We start from the raw sequence: 20,576 nt of genomic DNA, 5'->3' as shown, positions 1-20,576 counted from the left end.
GGTGGAGATCCTGCGGGCCGCCGGCCTGTTCGCGGTGACGAACGTCGACGACACCGTGCTGCCGGCGCTGTTCTTCGCGGGCCGGCCCGCGGTGGCGCGCGCCCCGGGCCGGTGGGGCCACGTCGTGCTGCCGGTGGTGCTGATCGGCATCGGCGTGCTGGTCCTGCTGGGCTGACCGCCGCTCAGCGCGTCCAGTCGCCCGGGAACAGCGCCAGCACGCGGTCCACCGCCTCCGCCGTGGCGCCCCGCACCCGGGCGACCCGGTCGCGGTGGACGCGCAGCACCACCTCGTCGCCCGCGTACCAGCGGGTGTCGGGCGGCGAGGGCACGGGGATGCGGGTGAAGGCCAGGTCGAGCAGCGGCAGCTCGCCCTCGTCCACCTCGCGGCAGCCGGTCATGTCGTCGCGCGGGAACAGCGACTCGGACAGCACGAGCTCCACGCAGGCCCACGAGAACCGGTCCAGCCACGGCTCCCAGGCGCCGGCGGGGTCGGTGCGCACGAGCACCGGCGGGTCGTCGGGGTCGTGCACCGCCACCCCCAGTGCGCGCGGGCCCGGTGGTCGGCCCGGTACACCAGCACGTCGCCGGACAGCAGCAGCTCGTCCGGCGCGAGCAGCTCGTCCTGGTTGCTCGTCAGGTCCGCCCGCCGCCCGAACAGCGCGTACGCCTCCCGCACCGCCGCGGGCAGCCGCACACCGAGCCGTTCCTCGGCCTCCTCGACGGCGTGGCCGTCACCGTCCTCCAGCGGCGCCGCGAAGTGCTCCGCGTACCACCTGATGAACCGCCACGCGTCGTCCCGGTCGTCGAGCCCGAGGGAGAGCTCCGCGGCGACGTCGATGCCCATGCGGGCGCACCCTACCGACGGCGGGTGGGGAGTGGTGTGAGGACGTGGGGCGCGGCACGTCCCCACACCACGGTCGTGGTGGTGCCGCCGCGACCGTCGGCACCGACAAGGTGACCGTATGTGGTCTGTACCACCACGTCAATGGGTCTAGACCTCTTCCGGCACGGGCGCCCGCCGACCGGTCGGTGGGAGACTGTGCCGGTGGACGCCCTCCCCTGGACCGCCGGTACCGCCACCGGCCTCGGCTCGCTGCCCGGAACCGACCCGCTGGAAGCCTCGCGGATCGTTCTCGGCGAGCTGCCCGACCTTCCCCACCTGCCCGAACTCCCCGCGCGCGGCGTCGGCGCGGACATGATCGGCCGCACCGCCGGGCTGCTGGTCGACCTGCCCGTCGAGGTGGTCCCGTCCGGCTACCGGACCGCCGCGCACCCCGGCCGGGACCACCGGCGGGCGGTGGACCTGATGCGCCGCGACCTCGACGCGTTCGAGGAGGCCGCCGAACCGGCGCCGCCGCGCCTGGTCAAGGTGCAGGCCGCCGGGCCGTGGACGCTCGCGGCGAGCGTCGAGCTGCCGCGCGGGCACCGCGTGCTCACCGACCGCGGCGCGCTGCGCGAGTTCGCCGCCTCGCTCACCGAGGGGCTGAACCGGCACGTCGCCGAGGTCGCGAAGCGCACCGGCGCGGCGGTCCTCGTGCAGCTGGACGAACCGGCGCTGCCCGCCGTGCTGCGCGGCCTGCTGCCGACGCCGTCCAAGCTCGGCACGGTCGCCGCCGTCCCCGAGCCCGAGGCGCGCGACCTGCTCCAGCGCGTGGTCGAGGGGATCGAGGCGGACGTGGTCGTGCACTGCTGCGCCGCGAACCCGCCCATCGCCCTACTGCGCGGTGCGGGCACGAAGGCGGTCTCGTTCGACGTCACGGTGCTCGACGAGTCGCTGTGGGACGAGGTCGGCGAGGCGTGGGAGGAGGGGACGCAGCTGTTCCTGGGCGTCACGCCGAGCACCGACCCGGGCTCGCCGCGGAAGCTGAGGGAGGTCGCGCGGCCCGTGCTCGACCTGGTCGACCGGCTCGGCTTCCCGCGCGAAATCCTCGGCACGCACGCCGTGCCGACGCCGACGTGCGGCCTCGCCGGGGCGGGTGCGGCGTGGGTGCGCCGGTCGCTGGCGCTGACCCGCGACCTGGGCAAGGCGTTCGTGGAGCCGCCCGAGGAGTGGTGACCGGCCGGGTCGGGCGCGCTCAGAGGCGGTCGAAGGGCTCCGCGTAGCGGAACGGGCCGCGCAGCGACGGCGTCCAGGCGGTCAGGGCGCGGACCTGGAAGTGCGGGGCCCACTCCGGCACGGGCGGGGTGATGCCCAGGTCGGCGGCGGGGCGGAAGCCGAAGCGGGAGTAGTAGGCCGGGTCGCCGAGCAGCACCACGACCGGTTCGCCCAGGCCCTCGGCGACGCCCAGGGCGGTGTGCACGAGGGCCGTGCCGACGCCCGCGCGCTGGTGGTCCGGCCGCACGCCCAGCGGTCCCAGGCCCAGCGCGGGCGCGTCGCCGACGGTGGCGCGCGTGCACACCACGTGGCCCACCACCTCGCCGTCCACCTCGGCCACCAGGGACAGGGCGGGTATCCAGCCCGCGTCCTCGCGCAGCGCGCCGACCAGCCACGCCTCGCCGCCGGGTCGGGCGGCGAATGCCGCTTCGGTCACGGCCCGGACGGCGTCGGTGTCGGCGGCGGTCTCGCGTCGGATCAGCACGCCGCGCAGCCTACGACCCGATCAGGTGCACGCCCGAGGGCATTTCCGCCCCGCGCAGGAACCCGAGCAGGACGTCGCGGAACGCCCGGCCGGCCGACGTCGGCGCCACGTCCGTGCGGTGCGCCAGCGCCACCGTGCGGGTGGTGCCGGGCGCGAGCGGCGTGGCGTGCAGGGACCGCGTGGCCAGCACCGTGGACGGCACGATCGCCACCCCCAGCCCCACCTCCACGAACCGCAGCACGGCGTCCATCTCCCCGCCCTCCACGGCGAACGACGGCTCGAACCCGGCCCGCCGGCACGCGGCGAGCGTCGTCTCCCGCAGGTCGTAGCCCGCGCGGAACATCACCAGCGGGTGCTCGCGCAGGTCGGTCAGCCGCATCCGGGTCACGCCCAGCGGTTCGGCGGACGCCACCACCAGCTCCTCCCGCAGCACGGGCACCACGGTCAGCGCCCGGTCGGCGTCCGCGGGCGAGACGATGACCAGCGCCAGGTCCAGGTCGCCGACCTCCAGCGCCGCCACCAGGTCGCGCGACCCGCCCTCGGTGACCACGACCCGGATGCCCGGGTAGGCGTCGTGGAAGCGCTTGATGACGTCGGCGAGCAGGCTCCCGCACAGGCTCGGCGTCGCCCCGACCCGCACCCGGCCGCGCCGCAGCCCCACCAGCTCCGCCACCTCCAGCCCGGCGGTGTCCACATCGGACAGGATGCGGCTCGCGACGGGCAGCAGCGCCTCGCCCGCCGGGGTGAGCGCGATGTTGCCCCGCGCGCGGCTGAACAGCTCCGCCCCCAGCTCCCGCTCCAGGGCGCGGATCTGCTTGGACAGTGAGGGCTGCGCCACACGCACCTCCTCGGCGGCGCGGGTGAAGTGCCGCGTCCTGGCCACTGCCAGGAAGTACGCGAGCTGCGTCAACGTCATAGCGCCAGGCTATCGTCAGGCACTCCACGATGTATTGGACGACTCGTCGCACGTGTTCCTACCGTCCTGGGCGTGGACACGATCCGGCTCTACCGCACCACCGTCGGCAAGAAGGCCGTCATGGCGGTCACCGGCGCCGTGCTGCTGCTGTACGTCGTCGCGCACATGGTCGGCAACCTGACGATCTTCGCCGGCCCGGCGGCGATCGACGGCTACGGCCGGTGGCTGCGCGAGGTCGGCGCGGTGTGGCCGACGCGGGTGGCGCTGCTCGTCGCCGTGGCGCTGCACTTCACCGCCGCCCACCAGCTCACCGCCCGCGCCCGGCGGGCACGCGGTCGCTACGAGCACCGGCGGCGCGTGCAAGGCGGCTACGCGGCGCGCACCATGCGCTGGGGCGGGGTGGTGATCGCGTTGTTCGTGGTCTACCACCTGCTCGACCTCACCGCCGGGTGGCTCAACCCGCACGGCGTGCCCGGCGAGATCCACGCCAACGTCGTCGCGGACTTCCGGCACTGGTACGTGGTGCTGGCCTACACCGCCGCCGTGCTCGCCCTGGGGTTCCACGTCCGCCACGGCGTGTGGAGCGCCGCGCAGACGCTGGGCGTCACCACGTCGCGCGCGATCGGCCTCGGCGCGGCCGCGGTGATCTGCGCCGGCTTCCTGTCCGTCCCGTTCGCCGTCATCACCGGGTTGGTGGGCTGACATGCACTTCACCGAGGGTTCCCCGATCGCCGACCACCGCGTCCCCGACGGGCCGATCGAGTCCCGCTGGGACCGCCGCCGCTTCTCCGCGCGGCTGGTCAACCCGGCGAACCGCCGCAACCGGCACGTCATCGTCGTCGGCACCGGCCTGGCCGGCGGGTCCGCCGCCGCGACCCTGGCCGAACTCGGCTACCGGGTCACGTCGTTCTGCTACCAGGACAGCCCGCGCCGGGCGCACAGCATCGCCGCGCAGGGCGGCATCAACGCGGCCAAGAACTACCGCAACGACGGCGACAGCGTGCACCGGCTGTTCCACGACACCGTCAAGGGCGGCGACTTCCGCTCCCGCGAGTCGAACGTGCACCGGCTCGCCCAGATCAGCACCGCGATCATCGACCAGTGCGTGGCGCAGGGCGTGCCGTTCGCCCGCGAGTACGGCGGCCTGCTCGACACCCGCTCGTTCGGCGGGGCGCAGGTCTCGCGCACCTTCTACGCCCGCGGCCAGACCGGGCAGCAGCTGCTGCTGGGCGCCTACCAGGCGCTGGAGCGGCAGGTCGCGGCCGGGCGGGTGGAGGTGCACGCGCGCACCGAGATGCTCGACCTCGTCGTGGTGGACGGCCGGGCGCGCGGCGTCGTGGTCAGGTCCCTGGTCACCGGCGAGGTCTCGACGCACTTCGCGGACGCCGTCGTGCTCGCCACCGGCGGCTACGGCAACGTGTTCCACCTGTCCACCAACGCCAAGGGCTGCAACGCCACGGCGATCTGGCGGGCGCACCGGCGCGGCGCGCTGTTCGCGAACCCGTGCTTCACCCAGATCCACCCCACGTGCATCCCGGTCAGCGGCGAGCACCAGTCGAAGCTGACCCTGATGAGCGAGTCGCTGCGCAACGACGGCCGCGTGTGGGTGCCGCGCGACCCGCACGACCGGCGCGCGCCGAACGACGTCCCGGAGGACGAGCGCGACTACTTCCTGGAGCGGATGTACCCGAGCTTCGGCAACCTCGTGCCGCGCGACATCGCCTCCCGGGCGGCCAAGAACATCTCCGACGAGAAGCGCGGCGTGCACCTCGACTTCGCCGACGCGATCGGCCGGCTCGGGCGGCGGGCCGTCGAGCAGCGCTACGGCAACCTGTTCGAGATGTACGAGCGCATCACCGGCGACGACCCGTACCGGGTGCCGATGCGCATCTACCCGGCCGTGCACTACACGATGGGCGGCCTGTGGGTGGACTACGACCTGCGCTCCAACGTCCCCGGCCTGTACGTGATCGGCGAGGCGAACTTCTCCGACCACGGCGCCAACCGGCTGGGCGCGAGCGCCCTGATGCAGGGCCTGGCCGATGGCTACTTCGTGCTGCCCGGCGTCATCGGCGACTACCTGGCCGACGCGCCGTTCGAGCCCGTCGAGGGCCGCCGGGAGGTCGCGGACACCGAGTCCGAGGTGCGCGGCAGGCTCAAGACCCTGCTGGCCGCGGACGGCCGGCGCACCGCCGAGTCGTTCCACCGCGAGCTGGGCCGGCTGATGTGGGACGAGTGCGGCATGGAACGCGACGGGGCCGGGCTGCGCAAGGCCCTGGAGCGCATCCCGGAGCTGCGCGAGGAGTTCTGGCGCGACGTGAAGGTGCCCGGCGGCCCGGACTTCAACCAGGAGCTGGAGAAGGCGGGCCGGGTGGCCGACTTCTTCGAGCTGGCCGAGCTGATGTGCGTCGACGCCCTGCACCGCGCCGAGTCGTGCGGCGGCCACTTCCGCACCGAGTCGCAGACCCCGGACGGCGAGGCGCTGCGCGACGACGCGAACTTCGCCCACGTCGCCGCCTGGGAGTGGACGGGCGTCGGCGCGCCACCCGTGCTGCACAAGGAGGAACTGGTGTTCGAGCACGTCACCCCGTCGACCAGGAGCTACGCGTGAGGCTGACCCTGAGGATCTGGCGGCAGCGGGACGACACCGGCCGCCTGGTGGACTACGAGCTGGACGGGCTGTCGCCGGACATGTCGTTCCTCGAAGCGCTCGACGTGCTCAACGAGCGGCTGATCACGGGCGGCGGCGAGCCGGTGGCGTTCGACCACGACTGCCGCGAGGGCATCTGCGGCGCGTGCGGCCTGGTGATCGACGGCGTGGCGCACGGGCCGCAGCGGGCGACGACGGCGTGCCAGCTGCACCTGCGGCACTTCCGCGACGGCGACGTGGTGACCGTGGAGCCGTGGCGCGCCGGGCCGTTCCCGGTGGTGCGGGACCTGGTGGTGGACCGGTCGGCGCTCGACCGGGTCGTCGCGGCCGGCGGGTACGTCGGCGTGTCGACCGGGTCCGCGCCGGACGCGCACGCCACGCCCGTGCCGAAACCGGACGCGGACACCGCGTTCGAGGCGGCGGCGTGCATCGGGTGCGGCGCGTGCGTGGCGGCCTGCCCGAACGGCTCGGCGATGCTGTTCACGGCGGCCAAGGCGACGCACCTGGGCGTGCTGCCGCAGGGGCAGCCGGAGCGGTGGTCGCGGGCGCGGGACATGGTGGCCGAGCACGACGCGGCCGGGTTCGGCGGCTGCACGAACACCGGCGAGTGCACGGCGGTGTGCCCCAAGGGCATCCCGCTGACCACGATCGCCCGGCTCAACGCCGACCTGCTGCGCGCTCACACCACCCGCAGCGACAGGTAGCCCGTCCCGCACACCAGCAGCGTCGACAGCAGGCCCAGCAGCAGCGGGCGCGGGCCGAGGCGCAGCAGGGCGCGCGGCCGGACGGCCGTGCCGAGGCCGAACAGGGCGGCGGCGAGCAGGACCGCCGTGGCGGTGCGGACGACGTCCAGCACGGGCGCGGGCACGAGCGGGCCCGCCAGGGCGGCGGCGGCGAACCCGAGCAGGAACCCGGGCACGCCGCGCCGCCCGCCCAGGTACGCCACGACCGGAGCGAGCAGCGCCACCCGGGCGAGCTTGACCGCCATGGCCGTCGCCAGCCCGCCCGCGGGGGCGGCGGCGGCCACCTGCGCCACCTCGTGCACGCTCAGCCCGGTCCACTCCGCCGACGCGCCGAGCAGCGGCAGCGCGACCATCGCGAGGCTGCCGTAGAGGGTGACCAGGGCGACGCCCGCGGCCACGTGCTCGTCCTCCCGTTCCACCACGCCCTCCACGGCGGCGATGGCCGACGCGCCGCAGATCGAGAAGCCGCTCGCCACCAGCACGGTCAGCCCGCGCGGCAGGCGCAAGCGCTTGCCCAGCCACAGCGTGCCGAAGAACGTGACGCCGACCGTCACCACGACCGCGACCAGCACGCCCGGTCCGAGGGACACCAGCACCGGCACGGACAGCTGGAACCCGAGCAGGACGACGCCCGTCCGCAGCAGCCGGCGGGTCCACGTCGTCAGGTCGGGCACCCGGCCGCCCACCAGCACACCCAGCACCACCGCGGCGATCAGCACCCGTCCACCGTGCGCCCGCGCGGGCCTCGCCGGTAGGCGGCAACGCGCTCTGGGGTCATACCCTGGGGCTATGACCCCGGACCTGGACTCGCTGCGCCTGCTGGTGCTGGTGGGCGAGCTGGGCAGCCTGGGCCGGGCCGCCGAACGGCTCGGCGTCGCGCAGCCGTCGGCGAGCAAGCGCCTGGCCACGCTGGAGCGCGCCCTGGGGCTGGTGCTGGTGGACCGGGGCCGGCGCGGCTCCGCACTCACCCCGGCGGGCGTGGTGGTCGGCGAACGGGCGCGGCGCGTGCTCGACGAGGTCGCCGGGCTGCTGGCGGGCGCGGAGGCGCTGCGGTCGGCGCGCGAGGCGGAGCTGCGGGTCGCGGCCAGCATGACCGTGGCCGAGCACCTCGCGCCGGGCTGGATCGCCGAGCTGCGGCGCGCCCGGCCCGGCCTGCGGGTGGGGCTGCGGGTGACGAACTCGGAGACCGTCGTCGGGCTGGTCCGCGACGGCGCGGTCGACGTCGGGTTCGTCGAGGCGCCCGGCGCGCTGGCCGGGCTGTCCACCCGGAAGGTCGCGGTGGACCGGCTGGCCCTGGTCGTCGCGCCCGGCCACCCGTGGGCGCGGCGGCGGCGCGGGCCGACCGCCGCCGAGCTGGCCGCGACGCCGCTGGTGGTGCGGGAACGCGGGTCGGGCACCCGGGACACCCTCGACCGCGCGCTGCCCGGCGCGTGCCCGCCCGCGCTGGAGCTGGGGTCGACGACGGCGGTGCGCGGCGCGGTGGTCGCCGGGGTCGCGCCGGCCGTGCTCAGCGCGCTCGCGGTGGGCGTCGACCTGGCCGACGGGCGGCTGGTGGAGGTGCCGGTCGGGCTGGACCTGCGGCGCGTGCTGCGGGCCGTGTGGCCGGGCGGGCGGCGGCTCGTGGGACCTGCCGCGGAACTCCTCGCGGTGGCGGTCCGGCGTAGTTCAATGGGGCCATGAGCTGGTTCCGCCGCCGACGCCCCGACGTGCCCGGACCCCAGGCCGGGGGAGCCCGCGCGCACCTGCCCAACCCGGACGAGGCGGCGGTCGCGTTCTGGACGGCCTGGTTCGAGCTGCTGCCGGCGGTCAGCGCGGCGCTCGGCGACGGCGAGCCGCACCGCGTCGAGGACGAGATCGGCGCCCTGGTCGCCGCCGTCCACCCCGACCTGCGCTTCTCCCTCGAACGCGGGCACCGCGCCATCTACGCGCTGGTCCTCACCGGGCAGGAGGACCCGAGGCTGCGGGCGTGGACCGACGCCTGGATGGCCGCCGCGCCCGCCGGGGACATGATCTGGGAGTACCACGACTCGGTGCCGCCCGTGCCGGACCCGACCAGGGTGACGGTCAACCTGGGCGCGCGGCGGATCGCGCTCGCCGACGTGCGGGTCGTCGCCCAGGTCGCGGACGGGCTCGTGGACGTCGCCGTGTACCACCCGGAGTTCGCCGCGCTGGACGACGCGGCCCGGCGGACCATGACGTTCCTCCCCCTGGACGTCACCCTGGGTGAGCGACTGGCGGGCGAACGACTCGGTCGGGTGGAGACCGCGTCAGCCGAACCGGAGGGCACGATCGGTCTGCTGGAACTGCGCGAACTGGTTCGGGGGATGGCCGGGGACAGCGGCGAAAATGTCGGGCCCCTTGACTAGGATCATGCTGTGACCAGCAGCGACCCGGTGAACGAGACCCAACCGCCCGCCGAGGGCGTGGAGGACGTGCCCGCCGCCGCGCGGGAGGCCCACGCCGCCCTGGCGGAGGTGGTGCGCGGGCACCAGTTCAACTACTACGTGAAGGACTCGCCGACGGTCGGTGACGGTGAGTTCGACGCGCTGCTGCGCGAGCTGGAGGCCATGGAGCGGGCGCACCCCGGCCTGGCCACCCCCGACTCGCCCACCCAGCGGGTCGGCGGCACGTTCTCGACCGAGTTCCGGGCGGTGGACCACCTGGAGCGGATGCTCAGCCTGGACAACGCGTTCTCGCCCGACGAGCTGCGCGCGTGGTTCGAACGGGTCGAGAAGGAGGTCGGCACGGGCGTCCACTACCTGTGCGAGCTGAAGATCGACGGCCTGGCGGTCAACCTGCTCTACGAGAAGGGCCGGCTGGTCCGCGCCCTCACCCGCGGCGACGGGCGCACCGGCGAGGACGTGACGCTCAACGTGCGCACGCTGGACGACGTGCCCGAGGTGCTGACCGGCACCGACGAGCACCCGGTGCCCGAGCTGGTGGAGGTGCGCGGCGAGGTGTTCTTCGCCGTGGAGGACTTCCTGGAGCTCAACGCCCGGCTCGTGGAGGCGGGCAAGCCGCCGTTCGCCAACCCCCGCAACACGGCGGCGGGCTCGTTGCGGCAGAAGGACCCGAAGGTCACCGCGTCCCGCCGGCTGCGGCTGATCTGCCACGGCCTCGGCAAGCGGGAGGGCTTCGAGCTGACCCGCCAGTCCGCCGCCTACGAGGCGCTGCGCGCGTGGGGCCTGCCGGTGTCACCGCACACGAAGGTGCTGACCGCGTTCGAGGACGTCGCCGGGCACGTCGAGCACTGGGGCGCGCACCGGCACGACGCCGAGCACGAGATCGACGGCGTGGTCGTCAAGGTCGACGAGGTGTCGCTGCAGCGCCGCCTGGGCAGCACGTCCCGCGCGCCGCGCTGGGCCATCGCGTTCAAGTACCCGCCGGAGGAGGCCACCACCACGCTGCTCGACATCAAGGTGCAGGTGGGGCGCACCGGCCGGGTCACGCCGTACGCGGTGATGGAGCCGGTGAAGGTCGCCGGGTCCACCGTCGCCCGCGCCACCCTGCACAACGCGAGCGAGGTCCGCCGCAAGGGCGTGCTGATCGGCGACCGCATCGTCATCCGCAAGGCCGGCGACGTGATCCCCGAGGTGCTGGGCCCGGTGGTCGACGCCCGCCCCGCCGACGCCCGCGAGTTCGTGATGCCGGTGTCCTGCCCGGAGTGCGGCCACCTGCTGCGCCCCATGAAGGAGGGCGACGTCGACATCCGCTGCCCCAACGCGGCGGGCTGCCCGGGGCAGCTGCGGGAGCGCCTGGCCTACCTGGCGTCCCGGTCGGCGCTCGACATCGAGGTGCTGGGCTACGAGGCCGCGGCGGCCCTGGTCGACTCGCCGGTCTACGGCGACGAGGGCGACCTGTTCTCGCTGGACGCGGACCGGCTGCTGGAGGTCGGCCTCTTCCGGACCGTCCACGGCGGGCTGACCACCAACGCGCACAAGCTGCTGGACAACCTGGAGGCGGTCAAGGAGCGTCCCCTGTGGAGGGTGCTGGTGGCGCTGTCGATCCGCCACGTGGGCCCGACGGCGGCGCGGGCGCTGGCCCGCGAGTTCGGCTCGCTCGACCGCATCACGTCGGCGTCGGAGGAGGAGCTGGCGGCGGCCGAGGGCGTCGGCCCGACCATCGCCGCCGCCGTCCGCGAGTGGGTCGACACCCCGTGGCGGCAGGAGGTCGTGGCGAAGTGGCGCGCGGCGGGCGTGCGGCTGGCCGAGGAGCGCGACGCGTCGGTCCCGCGCACCCTGGAGGGCCTGTCGATCGTGGTCACCGGCTCGCTGGACGGGTTCTCGCGGGACGAGGCCAAGGAGGCGGTCCTGTCGCGCGGCGGCAAGGCGGCGGGGTCGGTGTCGAAGAAGACGGCGTTCGTGGTGGTCGGCGAGTCGCCGGGGTCGAAGGCCGAGAAGGCCGCGCAGCTGAAGGTGCCCGTGCTGGACGAGGCGGGCTTCCGGGTCCTGCTGGAGCAGGGCCCGGAAGCCGCGGCGGCCGTGGCCGTTGTCGAGGAGCCCCCCGCAGAGGAGCCCTCCGCAGAGGAGAGCCCTGCCGGGGAACCGGCCGGCGAAAGCCCCGCCGAGGGGGATCAGGCCGGTTCGTAGGCGGAGGCGTGGTCAGTCGGTCCGCCGCGTCACGCGCAGCAGGTACTCCTCGCGGTTGAGCGGGTCGTGGTCGGTGCGCGCCCGCGCCGGCGGCTCCCCGACCACGGGGGAGTGGTGCGAGAACCAGGTCTCCAGCACGCCCTCGCCGCGGGTGAGCGACGGCAGCCGCCGCTGGAGGGCGTGCACGGACGCGACGGGCACGTCGCCCTCCAGCACGGTCGTCCGCCCGCCCGGCCGGGTGTCCAGCGGCACGGCGCGCAGCCTCGCCAGCGCGGGCAGCAGCACGCCCAGCACGTCGGTCGGGACCTCCAGCGCGAACCGGTGCACCGGCTCGTGCACCGCGGTGCCGGCCCGCCGCAGCGCCTCGATCAGCACCAGCGGGGTCAGCAGCCGGAAGTCGCCCGCCGTGCTGGACATGGACTTGTCGAACGTGGCGTGCGCGTGCGACTGCCGGGGCCAGTAGCCGGCGCGCGTCACGGTCACCGCGCAGTCGTCCACCCGCCAGCCGCGCAGCCCTTCGGCGAGGGTCTCGCGCACGGTCTCCTCGACGGCCCTGAAGAACGCGAACGGCATCGACCCCAGCTCCACGCCCAGCGCGAACGCGACGCCGTCACCGGGTTCGACGCGCAACCCGACCGTGGCCAGGAACGGGTTGTCGCCCTGCTGCCCGACCTCCACCGCCTCGCCGACCCCGACCGGCCGCTCCAGGCAGACGGTGGTGGTCTCGCGGAACGCCACGTCCAGGCCGTGCGAGGCGGCGAGGGTGGCCTGCACGACCTCCTTCTGCACCTCGCCGTACAGCGACAGCCGGATCTCCCGCCGCACGTCGTCCTGCCGCAGGTCGATCAGCGGGTCCTGCTCGGCGAGCCGCGCCAGCGCCGCGTGCAGGGCGGGCCGGTCGGCCGCGCGGGCCGGCACCACGACGGTCTCCAGCGTCGGCGGCGCGAACCGGTGCACGACCACCGGTGGCCGCGCGCCGACGGCGTCGCCGACGCGGACCCCGCCCAGCCCCCACACCCGGGCCACCTGCCCGGCGGACACCGCGTCGGCGCGCACCGCGTCGCCGTGCGCGAACGCGGCGATACCGGTGACCTTCCGCCCGACGCCCGCCACCGGCACCCGGTCGCGCACCCGCAGGACGCCGCCGAACAGCCGCAGGTGGGCGACCCGCTCGCCGGCGTGCCCGCGCTCGACCTTGAACACCAGCGCCGACAGCGGCGCGGACGGGTCGCCGGACGCCGCCGGCAGCAGCTCGACCAGCCCCCGCACGAGGTCGGGCACGCCCGCGCCGGTGATCGCGGACCCGAAGAACACCGGGTGCGCGGCGCACCGCCGGGTCTGCTCGGCCAGCGCCGGCCGCAGGTCCGGCAGGTCGCCGCGGACGTAGGCGGCGAGCAGCGCGTCGTCGCCGTCGGCCAGCACCTCGGCGGCGTCGTCGGCGAGCCCCGGCACGACCGACGCCGACCGCGTGCCCGCGCCGAGCACCCGCCCGGTGCCGACCACGGCGGGCGCGAGCACCGCCGCCAGGTCGCGCAGCACCGCCTCCGGCCGCGCGCCGCCCCGGTCGACCTTGTTCACGAACACGAGCGTCGGGATGCGCAGCCGCCGCAGCGCCCGCGCCAGCACGCGGGTCTGCGCCTGCACGCCCTCGACGGCCGACACGACCAGCACCGCGCCGTCGAGCACGCCGAGCACCCGCTCCACCTCGGCGATGAAGTCCGGGTGGCCGGGGGTGTCGACCAGGTTGACCGTCGTGCCCGCGACCTCGAACGACACCACCGCGGACTTGATGGTGATGCCGCGCTGCCGCTCCAGGTCGAGCGTGTCGGTCCGCGTGCTGCCGCCATCGACGCTGCCGAGCACGTCGATGACGCCGACGGTGTGCAGCAGCCGTTCGGTCAGGCTCGTCTTACCGGCGTCGACGTGGGCCAGGATGCCCAGGTTGAGCGTTCGCACCAGGTGTCACGTCCTCTTGGCAGGTGTTCAGGACCTTCCGGAAGGGCGTGACAGCTCGCACGACGCGTCTCCTCGCTCGGGGGATCGGGACCCCGACCACGCAACCAGGCCGACCCGGGGTGCGGCAACCGGTTAACGCGCTCCGCAGTCTTGCGGGCGGCAACGGGTGACATCGCCGCCGGACCTTGATCGCACCACCACCCGCGCAGTTGTCTGGGGGTGGGAATCGGGAATCGGGAATCGGGAGTCGCCGAGGTGGAGGGGTGCCAGATGGCCGACGTCGTGGTGAGGCCCGCGAGGGAAGACGAGTGGGCGGCGGCCGGTGCGGTCACGGTGGCCGCCTACCGGGCCGACCGCCACATCGACAGCCACACCGGCGGGTACGCCGACGTGCTGGTCGACGCGCGGTCGCGGGCCGCGCAGGCGGAGCTGCTGGTGGCGGTGGACGTGGAGGACACGGTGCTGGGCACGGTGACCGTGGTGCGGCCGGGCACGCCGTACGCCGAGGTCAGCCGGCCGGGCGAGGTCGAGTTCCGGATGCTCGCGGTGAGCCCGGGGGCGCGCGGGCGCGGCGTCGGCGAGGCCCTGGTGCTGGCGGTCGTCGCGCGGGCCCGGGAGCTGGGCGCGCGGCGGCTGGTGATGAGCAGCTCCGAGCACATGCTCACCGCGCACCGCCTCTACCGGCGGCTGGGGTTCCGGCGGCTGCCCGAGCGCGACTGGCTGCCGGTGCCCGGCGTGGACGTCGTGGCCTGCGCGTTCAGCCTCGAACTCGCATGACGGCGTCGCGCAGCGCCCGGTCGGCGCTCGCCCGCTCGTAGAGCAGCTCGACCAGCTCGGCGTGGTCCAGCTCGCCCAGCCGGGCGCGCAGCTCCGCGTCCTCCGCGTCGGGCGGCGGCACGGTGAGGCCCCGGTCGAGCAGCACCAGGCCGACCGCGACGCAGTGCTTGCAGAAGAACCCCTGCGCCCCGTACGGGCACGAGCAGTCGCCCGCCAGGTGGGTGCCCTCCCAGGCCAGCGACACCCGGTAGGTGTCGGCGCCGACGACGGTCGCGTCCACGTGCCGCGAGCGCACGACCAGCTCCACCACGGCGTCCCGGTAGGTCAACCCGCGCCAGTAGGACTTGGCGCCCGCGTGGTGTCGGAGCAGGGCCGGGGTGAGCGTCTGCATGGCGGTATCCAACACCGTGCGGTTGAGTGGGCTCCGTGCTCCAGGCATGTCTGAACGGCGCCCGCGTGCCGGGCGACCACCCGAACCTGCCGATCACCCCGCAGCAGCTGGCCGCGGACGCCGCGGCGTGCGCCGAGCTGGGGGTGTCGGCGTTCCACCTCCACCCCCGTGACGTGGTGGGGCTGGAGGTCCTGGCCGGACCGGAGGTCGCCACGGCGGTGGCGGTGGTGCGCGCCGCCGTGCCGGGCGCGGAGATCGGCGTGACGACGGGCGCGTGGGTCGTGCCGGACCCGGTGCGGCGGGCCGAGCTGCTGCGCGGCTGGGCGGGCCTCGCGGCGGGCCGGCCGGACGTGGCGTCGGTCAACGTCCACGAGGAGGGCTGGCGGGGGTGCGCCGCGGCCCTGCGCGAGGCGGGCGTCGGGATCGAGCTGGGCGTGTTCCACGAGGCCGCGGCGCGCACCCTGCTCGACGCGGGCCTCCCGCCGGGCACGGTCCGCGTGCTGGCCGAGGTGCGGCCGGAGGGGACGACCGGGGACGCCGAACGCCTGCTCGACCTGCTCGCGCCGCTCGGCGCGCCCGTGCTGCTGCACGGCGAGGACGACAGCGCGTGGCCGGTGCTGGACCTGGCGCTCGCCCGCGGCCTGGACACCCGCGTCGGCCTGGAGGACACCCTGCTGGGCCGCGACGGCGAGACGGGCCTGACGAACGCGCAGCTGGTGGCCCTGGCGCGCGGCTGAAACTGCCTGGACCGGGTGCCTAGCCTGGGCGCATGGTGTCCACCGAGCGGTTGTGGGCCTTCGCGGCCCTGTCGTTCGCGCTGATCCTGGTCCCCGGGCCCAGCGTGCTGTTCGTGATCGGCCGGGCGCTGGCGCACGGCCGCCGGGCGGCGCTGGTCACCGTCGTCGGCAACACCCTGGGCGCGTACCTGCTGGTGGTGGCCGTGGCGTTCGGCGTGGGCGCGGTCGTGGAGCGCTCGGCGCTCGTGTTCACCGCGCTCAAGCTGGCCGGCGCCGCCTACCTGGTCCACCTGGGCGTGAAGGCGGTGCGCCGGCGCGGTGAGCTGACGGCCGACCCCGGCGGCGGCGGTGGCGGCGGTGGCGGCGTCGCGCGCGGCGGCCTGCGCACGCTGTGGGAGGGGTTCGCGGTCGGCGTGGCCAACCCGAAGACCATCGTGTTCTTCGCCGCCGTGCTGCCGCAGTTCGTCGACCCGGCACGCGGGCACGTGGTGGCGCAGGTGCTGCTGCTCGGCCTGGTGTTCAACCTCATCGCGGTGGCCTCGGACAGCGCCTGGGGCCTCGCCGCGGCCACCGCGCGGACCTGGTTCGCCCGTTCGCCGCGCCGGCTCGCGGCGGTCGGCGGCGTCGGCGGGGCGACGATGATCGGCCTCGGCGTCGCGGTCGCCGTGACCGGCGGGGAGGACTAGCCGGGGTTCAGTCCGGCAGCACGACGGACACGATGCCCGCCAGGTGCGCCAGCCGCGCCACCTCGGCCGCGCGGAACATCGGACCGCCCGGCCGGCCGACCAGCAGCACGCGGTCCGGCTTGCCCAGCGGCGTCGCGGCCAGCTCGGTGCCCAGCTCGCGCCACGTCTCGGGCACCCAGTCGTCGTCGCCGTCGAGCACGGTCGCCCGCGCCAGCGGCATCCACGGCTGGGACTCCAGGCGGGTCTCCGGCGCGGCCGACGACGAGGTCAGCCGGTGCACCTTCCGCCCGTCCCACGACACGACGACGGCCCAGCCCGCCCGGATGATCTTCGGGACGCCCTCGGTGAAGACCTCCAGCCCGTGCTTGGGGTCCTCGGCGACCTCCTCGACCAGCTCCAGCTCGCGGTGGGTGTCCAGCACACCCGCGTACGGCCGCACCGCGTCCACCTCGACGCCCTCGATCGACTCGGCCGCCGTGATCAGCACGTCCGGCAACCGGCCCGAGGGCAGCTCGACCACCAGGTCGTCGATGGCCAGGCCCGCCCCGCGCTCCACCACGTCCACGCTCAGTATGTCGGCCCCGATCTCGCCGAGCGCGGTGGCGACCGCGCCCAGTGTGCCGGGACGGTCCGGGAGCTGGACCCGGATCAGGAAGGACACGGTGCACGCCTCCAAGAGCAGGTGGTGGGACTTGCCGACCGGTGATTCTCGCAGACGCAGCTTCGCTTTCCGACCTCCCGGCCGCGTTGCGCACCGGTAAAATCGCGCACCCCCGCGCGCGCGGGCGCGCAACCCGGTACGAGGTCCCCCTGACCAGCCCATAGACTCGGTGGGTCCAAAAACCATAAAACCAGACCCCCGGGGGTTGACGAGGTGCCGAGCATCTCCCGCGACGAGGTCGCGCACCTGGCCCGACTGGCGAGGCTCGCCGTCACCGACGACGAGCTCGACCTGTTCGCGGGCCAGTTGGACGTGATCCTCCAGTCGGTTGCCACGGTCGGCGACATCGCCACCGCGGACATCCCGCCCACGTCGCACGCCGTCCCGCTGACCAACGTGTTCCGCGAGGACGTGGTGCGTCCCAGCCTCGGTCAGCAGCAGGCGCTCGCGGGCGCCCCCGCCGCCGAGGAAGGCCGCTTCCGCGTTCCTCGAATCCTGGGTGAGGAAGCATGAGCAAGGACTTGATCCGCAGCACCGCGGCCGAGCTGGCCGCGAGGATCGCGAGCCGCGAGGTCTCCGCGGTCGAGGTCGCGCAGGCCCACCTCGACCGGATCGCCGAGGTCGACGGCGCGGTGCACGCGTTCCTGCACGTCGACACCGGGGGCGCGCTGGCCGCCGCGAAGAAGGTGGACGACGCCGTCGCCGCCGGCGAGGCCGTGGGGCCGCTGGCCGGCGTGCCGGTGGCGCTCAAGGACGTGTTCACCACCGAGGGCGTGCCCACCACGGTCGGCTCCAAGATGCTCGAAGGGTGGCTGCCGCCCTACGACGCCACGGTCACCCGCCGCCTCAAGGAGGCGGGCGTGGTGGTCCTCGGCAAGACCAACATGGACGAGTTCGCGATGGGCTCCTCCACCGAGAACTCCGCCTACGGGCCCACCCGCAACCCGTGGGACCTGGACCGCATCCCCGGCGGGTCCGGCGGCGGCTCGGCGGCGGCGCTGGCCGCGTTCGAGGCCCCGCTGTCGATCGGCACCGACACCGGCGGCTCGATCCGCCAGCCCGGCGCGGTCACCGGCACGGTCGGCGTGAAGCCCACCTACGGCGGCGTGTCGCGCTACGGCCTGGTGGCGTTCTCCTCGTCGCTGGACCAGGCCGGCCCGTGCGCCCGCACGGTGCTCGACGCGGCCCTGCTGCACGAGGTCATCGCGGGCCACGACCCGCTGGACTCCACCTCGATCGCCGCGCCCGTCCCGCCCGTGGTGGCGGCGGCCCGCGAGGGCGCGAACGGCGACCTGTCCGGCGTGCGCGTCGGCGTGGTCACCCAGTTCTCCGGCGACGGCTACCAGCCGGGCGTGCTGCGCAGCTTCGAGGCGGCCGTGGCGCAGCTCAAGCAGCTCGGCGCGGAGGTCGTCGAGGTCTCCTGCCCGAGCTTCGACTACGCGCTGCCCGCGTACTACCTGATCGCGCCCAGCGAGGCGTCGTCCAACCTGGCCCGCTTCGACGCGATGCGCTACGGCATCCGGGTGGGCGACGACGGCACCCGCAGCGCCGAGGAGGTCATGTCGCTGACCCGCGAGGCCGGGTTCGGCCCCGAGGTCAAGCGCCGCATCATGATCGGCACGTACGCGCTGTCGTCGGGCTACTACGACGCCTACTACGGGTCGGCGCAGAAGGTGCGCACCCTGATCTCGCGGGACTTCGACGCGGCGTTCGCGACCGTCGACGTGCTGGTGTCGCCGACCACGCCGACCACGGCGTTCCCGATCGGCGAGCGCACCGGCGACCCGATGGCCATGTACAAGGCCGACCTGTGCACGATCCCCGCCAACCTGGCGGGCAACGCGGCCATGAGCCTCCCCAGTGGACTGTCCGACGAGGACGGCCTGCCGGTGGGGCTGCAGATCATGGCCCCGGCGCTCCAGGACCACCGCATGTACCGGGTGGCGGCGGCCTACGAGGCGGCGCGGGACGCGGCGGCCGGGTCGGCGCTGGTCCTGGGCGTGCCGGACCTGGCGGTGGCCCGGTGAAGAAGGCGCGCGTGATCCTGTCGCTGGTGGGCGCCGCCGGTGCCGCGACCAGCGCGTTCTCCACGTTGAAGTCGGCCCGCGGCAAGGGCGACAAGCTGGCCCTGGCCAACGCGGCGGCGAGCATCCTGGTGGCCATCACCGGTGCGGCGCTGGCCGCGCGCGGGCTGCGGAAGGGCGGGAAGTCATGACGTCGGTGGACGAGCTGATGGACTACGCCGAGGTCGTCGAGCGCTACGACCCGGTGCTGGGGTTGGAGGTGCACGTCGAGCTGCACACCAACACCAAGATGTTCTGCGGGTGCGCCAACGCGTTCGGCGGCGAACCCAACACGAACGTGTGCCCGGTGTGCCTGGGCCTGCCCGGCGCGCTGCCGGTGGTCAACGCCACCGCGATCGAGTCGGCCATCCGCATCGGCCTCGCGCTGAACTGCGAGATCGCCGAGTGGTGCCGGTTCGCCCGGAAGAACTACTTCTACCCGGACATGCCGAAGAACTTCCAGACCTCGCAGTACGACGAGCCGATCGCGTTCAACGGCTGGCTCGACGTGACGCTGGACGACGGCGAGGTCGTGCGGGTCGAGATCGAGCGCGCGCACATGGAGGAGGACACCGGCAAGTCGCTGCACGTGGGCGGCGCGACCGGGCGCATCCACGGCGCCGAGCACTCGCTGCTCGACTACAACCGCGCGGGCGTGCCGCTGATCGAGATCGTCACCAAGATGATCCCGGGCACCGGCGAGCGGGCCCCCGAGGTGGCGCGCGCCTACGTGACGGCGCTGCGCGACCTGCTCAAGGCGCTCGACGTGTCGGACGTCCGGATGGACCAGGGCTCGCTGCGCTGCGACGCGAACGTGTCGCTCTCGCCGAAGACCACGGGCGAGCTGGGCACGCGCACCGAGACGAAGAACGTGAACTCGCTGCGCAGCGTCGAGCGGGCCGTGCGGTTCGAGATGACCCGCCAGGCGGCGGTGCTCGCGAACGGCGGCTCGGTCACCCAGGAGACCCGCCACTTCGACGAGTCCACGGGCAGCACCTCCCCGGGGCGCAAGAAGGAGACCGCGGAGGACTACCGGTACTTCCCGGAACCCGACCTGGTGCCGGTCGCGCCGTCGCGCGAGTGGGTCGACGAGCTGCGCGGGACGCTGCCGGAGCTGCCGTGGGAGCGCCGCAAGCGCGTCCAGCAGGAGTGGTCGCTGACCGATGCCGAACTGCGCGACCTGGTCAACTCCGGTGCGGTGGACCTGGTGGCGGCGACGGTGGACGCGGGCGCGACGCCCGCCGAGGCGCGGTCGTGGTGGGTGGCCTACCTGACCAAGGAGGCCAACAACCGGGGCGTGGAGCTGTCCGGGCTGGCCATCACGCCGGCGCAGGTGGCGCGGGTCGTGGCGCTGGTCAACTCCGGTGAGCTGACCAACAAGATGGCCCGCGAGGTCGTCACCGGTGTGCTCGACGGCGAGGGCGAGCCGGACGCGGTCGTCGAGGCGCGCGGCCTGAAGGTCGTGTCCGACGACTCCGCGCTGGAGAAGGCGGTCGACGAGGCGCTGGCCGCGCAGCCGGACGTGGCGGCGAAGATCCGCGACGGCAAGGTCGCCGCGGCCGGTGCGATCGTCGGCGCGGTGATGAAGGCGACGAAGGGCCAGGCGGACGCCAAGCGCGTGCGGGAGCTCGTGATCGCCCGCTGCTCGTAGGTCGTGCGACCGGGTGGGGGCGGTGCCCGCGGGTGCCGCCCCCCTCGTCGTTCCCGGGGGTCGTTCCCGGGGGCCGTTGCCGGGGCGGGTGTCCACACTATTGCGGACCCACAGTGGATGCAGCCTGTGAAGGCATTCGTCCGTTCGAGTGGTAACAAAGCTCAATTGACCATGCTG

23 protein-coding genes are annotated in these 20,576 nt (G+C 74.6%); 15 read left to right on the top strand and 8 right to left on the bottom strand.

The features are described 5' to 3' along the window. The first annotated feature begins 1 nt into the window (after position 1). Entirely contained in the window at positions 2–175 is a 174-nt protein-coding gene (locus tag ACRAKJ_RS36100) for a hypothetical protein (protein ID WP_438921800.1), read from the top strand. Positions 176–182: 7 nt separating this feature from the next. On the opposite strand, the gene ACRAKJ_RS36095 is transcribed toward ACRAKJ_RS36100, so the two are convergent. Both ACRAKJ_RS36095 and ACRAKJ_RS36090 read right to left on the bottom strand, forming a co-directional pair. Then, positions 183–440, bottom strand: coding sequence for a hypothetical protein (locus ACRAKJ_RS36095; RefSeq protein WP_438921801.1), 258 nt, complete (start codon positions 438–440; stop codon positions 183–185). Further along, entirely contained in the window at positions 395–844 is a 450-nt protein-coding gene (locus ACRAKJ_RS36090; protein WP_438921802.1) for a hypothetical protein, read from the bottom strand. Before ACRAKJ_RS36090 ends, ACRAKJ_RS36095 begins: the two co-directional genes overlap by 46 nt. 201 nt (positions 845–1,045) lie before the next feature. On the opposite strand from ACRAKJ_RS36090, the gene ACRAKJ_RS36085 reads away from it, so the two are divergent. Then, a complete protein-coding gene (locus ACRAKJ_RS36085; RefSeq protein WP_438921803.1) occupies positions 1,046–2,056 on the top strand; it encodes a methionine synthase in 1,011 nt (336 codons plus the stop codon). A 19-nt stretch (positions 2,057–2,075) separates the two neighbouring features. Here the strand turns inward: ACRAKJ_RS36085 and ACRAKJ_RS36080 are convergent, their stop codons facing one another. After that, positions 2,076–2,579 carry a GNAT family N-acetyltransferase gene (locus tag ACRAKJ_RS36080; RefSeq protein WP_438921804.1) on the bottom strand — a complete coding sequence of 168 codons (504 nt, stop codon included), beginning with the start codon at positions 2,577–2,579 and terminating at the stop codon, positions 2,076–2,078. 10 nt (positions 2,580–2,589) lie between these two features. Next, on the bottom strand, positions 2,590–3,495 hold the full coding sequence (locus ACRAKJ_RS36075; protein WP_438921805.1) for a LysR substrate-binding domain-containing protein: 906 nt from the start codon (positions 3,493–3,495) through the stop codon (positions 2,590–2,592). 72 nt (positions 3,496–3,567) lie between these two features. On the opposite strand from ACRAKJ_RS36075, the gene ACRAKJ_RS36070 reads away from it, so the two are divergent. Genes ACRAKJ_RS36070 through ACRAKJ_RS36060 form a run of 3 tightly spaced genes read left to right on the top strand, consistent with a single transcriptional unit; the run spans position 3,568 to position 6,849 of the window. Then, complete coding sequence (locus ACRAKJ_RS36070; protein ID WP_438921806.1) at positions 3,568–4,197, top strand: succinate dehydrogenase cytochrome b subunit; 630 nt, start codon at positions 3,568–3,570, stop codon at positions 4,195–4,197. 1 nt (position 4,198) lies between these two features. Then, the gene (locus ACRAKJ_RS36065) at positions 4,199–6,106 is read left to right on the top strand and encodes a fumarate reductase/succinate dehydrogenase flavoprotein subunit (RefSeq protein ID WP_438921807.1); all 1,908 of its coding nucleotides are present in this window, start codon (positions 4,199–4,201) and stop codon (positions 6,104–6,106) included. Continuing rightward, complete coding sequence (locus ACRAKJ_RS36060) at positions 6,103–6,849, top strand: succinate dehydrogenase/fumarate reductase iron-sulfur subunit (protein ID WP_438921808.1); 747 nt, start codon at positions 6,103–6,105, stop codon at positions 6,847–6,849. The genes ACRAKJ_RS36065 and ACRAKJ_RS36060 overlap by 4 nt, the downstream gene beginning before the upstream one ends. On the opposite strand, the gene ACRAKJ_RS36055 is transcribed toward ACRAKJ_RS36060, so the two are convergent. Beyond that, entirely contained in the window at positions 6,825–7,607 is a 783-nt protein-coding gene (locus ACRAKJ_RS36055) for a putative sulfate exporter family transporter (protein ID WP_438921809.1), read from the bottom strand. The genes ACRAKJ_RS36060 and ACRAKJ_RS36055 overlap by 25 nt on opposite strands. 70 nt (positions 7,608–7,677) lie before the next feature. Here ACRAKJ_RS36055 and ACRAKJ_RS36050 point away from each other — a divergent pair, with 70 nt between their 5' ends. Genes ACRAKJ_RS36050 through ligA form a run of 3 tightly spaced genes read left to right on the top strand, consistent with a single transcriptional unit; the run spans position 7,678 to position 11,477 of the window. Beyond that, a complete protein-coding gene (locus ACRAKJ_RS36050; RefSeq protein WP_438921810.1) occupies positions 7,678–8,568 on the top strand; it encodes a LysR substrate-binding domain-containing protein in 891 nt (296 codons plus the stop codon). After that, positions 8,565–9,254 carry a hypothetical protein gene (locus ACRAKJ_RS36045; protein ID WP_438921811.1) on the top strand — a complete coding sequence of 230 codons (690 nt, stop codon included), beginning with the start codon at positions 8,565–8,567 and terminating at the stop codon, positions 9,252–9,254. Before ACRAKJ_RS36050 ends, ACRAKJ_RS36045 begins: the two co-directional genes overlap by 4 nt. Before the next feature lie 9 nt (positions 9,255–9,263). Further along, complete coding sequence (gene ligA, locus ACRAKJ_RS36040) at positions 9,264–11,477, top strand: NAD-dependent DNA ligase LigA (RefSeq protein WP_438921812.1); 2,214 nt, start codon at positions 9,264–9,266, stop codon at positions 11,475–11,477. Between the two features lie 12 nt (positions 11,478–11,489). Here the strand turns inward: ligA and ACRAKJ_RS36035 are convergent, their stop codons facing one another. Beyond that, on the bottom strand, positions 11,490–13,433 hold the full coding sequence (locus tag ACRAKJ_RS36035) for a GTP-binding protein (protein ID WP_438921813.1): 1,944 nt from the start codon (positions 13,431–13,433) through the stop codon (positions 11,490–11,492). A gap of 270 nt (positions 13,434–13,703) precedes the next feature. On the opposite strand from ACRAKJ_RS36035, the gene ACRAKJ_RS36030 reads away from it, so the two are divergent. Next, complete coding sequence (locus tag ACRAKJ_RS36030) at positions 13,704–14,210, top strand: GNAT family N-acetyltransferase (protein ID WP_438921814.1); 507 nt, start codon at positions 13,704–13,706, stop codon at positions 14,208–14,210. Here the strand turns inward: ACRAKJ_RS36030 and ACRAKJ_RS36025 are convergent. Continuing rightward, positions 14,191–14,601: an SWIM zinc finger family protein gene (locus ACRAKJ_RS36025; protein ID WP_438921815.1), complete on the bottom strand. Its 411-nt coding sequence runs from the start codon at positions 14,599–14,601 to the stop codon at positions 14,191–14,193. The two genes, ACRAKJ_RS36030 and ACRAKJ_RS36025, sit on opposite strands and share 20 nt — an antisense overlap. 26 nt (positions 14,602–14,627) lie before the next feature. Here ACRAKJ_RS36025 and ACRAKJ_RS36020 point away from each other — a divergent pair, with 26 nt between their 5' ends. Both ACRAKJ_RS36020 and ACRAKJ_RS36015 read left to right on the top strand, forming a co-directional pair. Beyond that, positions 14,628–15,338 (top strand): 3-keto-5-aminohexanoate cleavage protein, encoded by a 711-nt coding sequence (locus ACRAKJ_RS36020; RefSeq protein ID WP_438921816.1) that lies wholly within the window; start codon positions 14,628–14,630, stop codon positions 15,336–15,338. Positions 15,339–15,370: 32 nt separating this feature from the next. Further along, positions 15,371–16,024 (top strand): LysE family transporter, encoded by a 654-nt coding sequence (locus ACRAKJ_RS36015; protein ID WP_438921817.1) that lies wholly within the window; start codon positions 15,371–15,373, stop codon positions 16,022–16,024. Between the two features lie 7 nt (positions 16,025–16,031). Here ACRAKJ_RS36015 and ACRAKJ_RS36010 read toward each other — a convergent pair whose 3' ends face one another. After that, positions 16,032–16,685, bottom strand: coding sequence for an ACT domain-containing protein (locus ACRAKJ_RS36010; RefSeq protein WP_438921818.1), 654 nt, complete (start codon positions 16,683–16,685; stop codon positions 16,032–16,034). A gap of 213 nt (positions 16,686–16,898) precedes the next feature. On the opposite strand from ACRAKJ_RS36010, the gene gatC reads away from it, so the two are divergent. From gatC to gatB, 4 genes are read left to right on the top strand one after another with little or no spacing between them, the layout of a single operon-like run. Beyond that, positions 16,899–17,198, top strand: coding sequence for an Asp-tRNA(Asn)/Glu-tRNA(Gln) amidotransferase subunit GatC (gene gatC, locus ACRAKJ_RS36005; RefSeq protein WP_015804727.1), 300 nt, complete (start codon positions 16,899–16,901; stop codon positions 17,196–17,198). Then, on the top strand, positions 17,195–18,712 hold the full coding sequence (gene gatA, locus ACRAKJ_RS36000; RefSeq protein WP_438921819.1) for an Asp-tRNA(Asn)/Glu-tRNA(Gln) amidotransferase subunit GatA: 1,518 nt from the start codon (positions 17,195–17,197) through the stop codon (positions 18,710–18,712). The genes gatC and gatA overlap by 4 nt, the downstream gene beginning before the upstream one ends. Next, positions 18,709–18,900, top strand: coding sequence for a hypothetical protein (locus tag ACRAKJ_RS35995; protein ID WP_438921820.1), 192 nt, complete (start codon positions 18,709–18,711; stop codon positions 18,898–18,900). Before gatA ends, ACRAKJ_RS35995 begins: the two co-directional genes overlap by 4 nt. After that, positions 18,897–20,399, top strand: coding sequence for an Asp-tRNA(Asn)/Glu-tRNA(Gln) amidotransferase subunit GatB (gatB, locus tag ACRAKJ_RS35990; protein ID WP_438921821.1), 1,503 nt, complete (start codon positions 18,897–18,899; stop codon positions 20,397–20,399). Before ACRAKJ_RS35995 ends, gatB begins: the two co-directional genes overlap by 4 nt. The last annotated feature ends 177 nt before the right edge of the window (positions 20,400–20,576 follow it).

Source organism: Saccharothrix sp. DSM 118769, assembly GCF_052936295.1.
Note: the sequence above shows the minus strand (reverse complement) of the source record. Positions and strands in the feature narration are given on the sequence as shown.

Excerpts from the sequence above, each read along its gene's own strand:
- ACRAKJ_RS36075 (WP_438921805.1), bottom strand. The coding sequence starts at position 3,495 with ATGACGTTGACGCAGCTCGCGTACTTCCTGGCAGTGGCCAGGACGCGG.
- gatA (WP_438921819.1), top strand. The coding sequence starts at position 17,195 with ATGAGCAAGGACTTGATCCGCAGCACCGCGGCCGAGCTGGCCGCGAGG.
- ACRAKJ_RS36050 (WP_438921810.1), top strand. The coding sequence starts at position 7,678 with ATGACCCCGGACCTGGACTCGCTGCGCCTGCTGGTGCTGGTGGGCGAG.
- ACRAKJ_RS36015 (WP_438921817.1), top strand. The coding sequence starts at position 15,371 with ATGGTGTCCACCGAGCGGTTGTGGGCCTTCGCGGCCCTGTCGTTCGCG.
- ACRAKJ_RS36045 (WP_438921811.1), top strand. The coding sequence starts at position 8,565 with ATGAGCTGGTTCCGCCGCCGACGCCCCGACGTGCCCGGACCCCAGGCC.
- ACRAKJ_RS36025 (WP_438921815.1), bottom strand. The coding sequence starts at position 14,601 with ATGCAGACGCTCACCCCGGCCCTGCTCCGACACCACGCGGGCGCCAAG.
- gatB (WP_438921821.1), top strand. The coding sequence starts at position 18,897 with ATGACGTCGGTGGACGAGCTGATGGACTACGCCGAGGTCGTCGAGCGC.
- ACRAKJ_RS36065 (WP_438921807.1), top strand. The coding sequence starts at position 4,199 with ATGCACTTCACCGAGGGTTCCCCGATCGCCGACCACCGCGTCCCCGAC.
- ACRAKJ_RS36090 (WP_438921802.1), bottom strand. The coding sequence starts at position 844 with ATGGGCATCGACGTCGCCGCGGAGCTCTCCCTCGGGCTCGACGACCGG.
- ACRAKJ_RS36030 (WP_438921814.1), top strand. The coding sequence starts at position 13,704 with ATGGCCGACGTCGTGGTGAGGCCCGCGAGGGAAGACGAGTGGGCGGCG.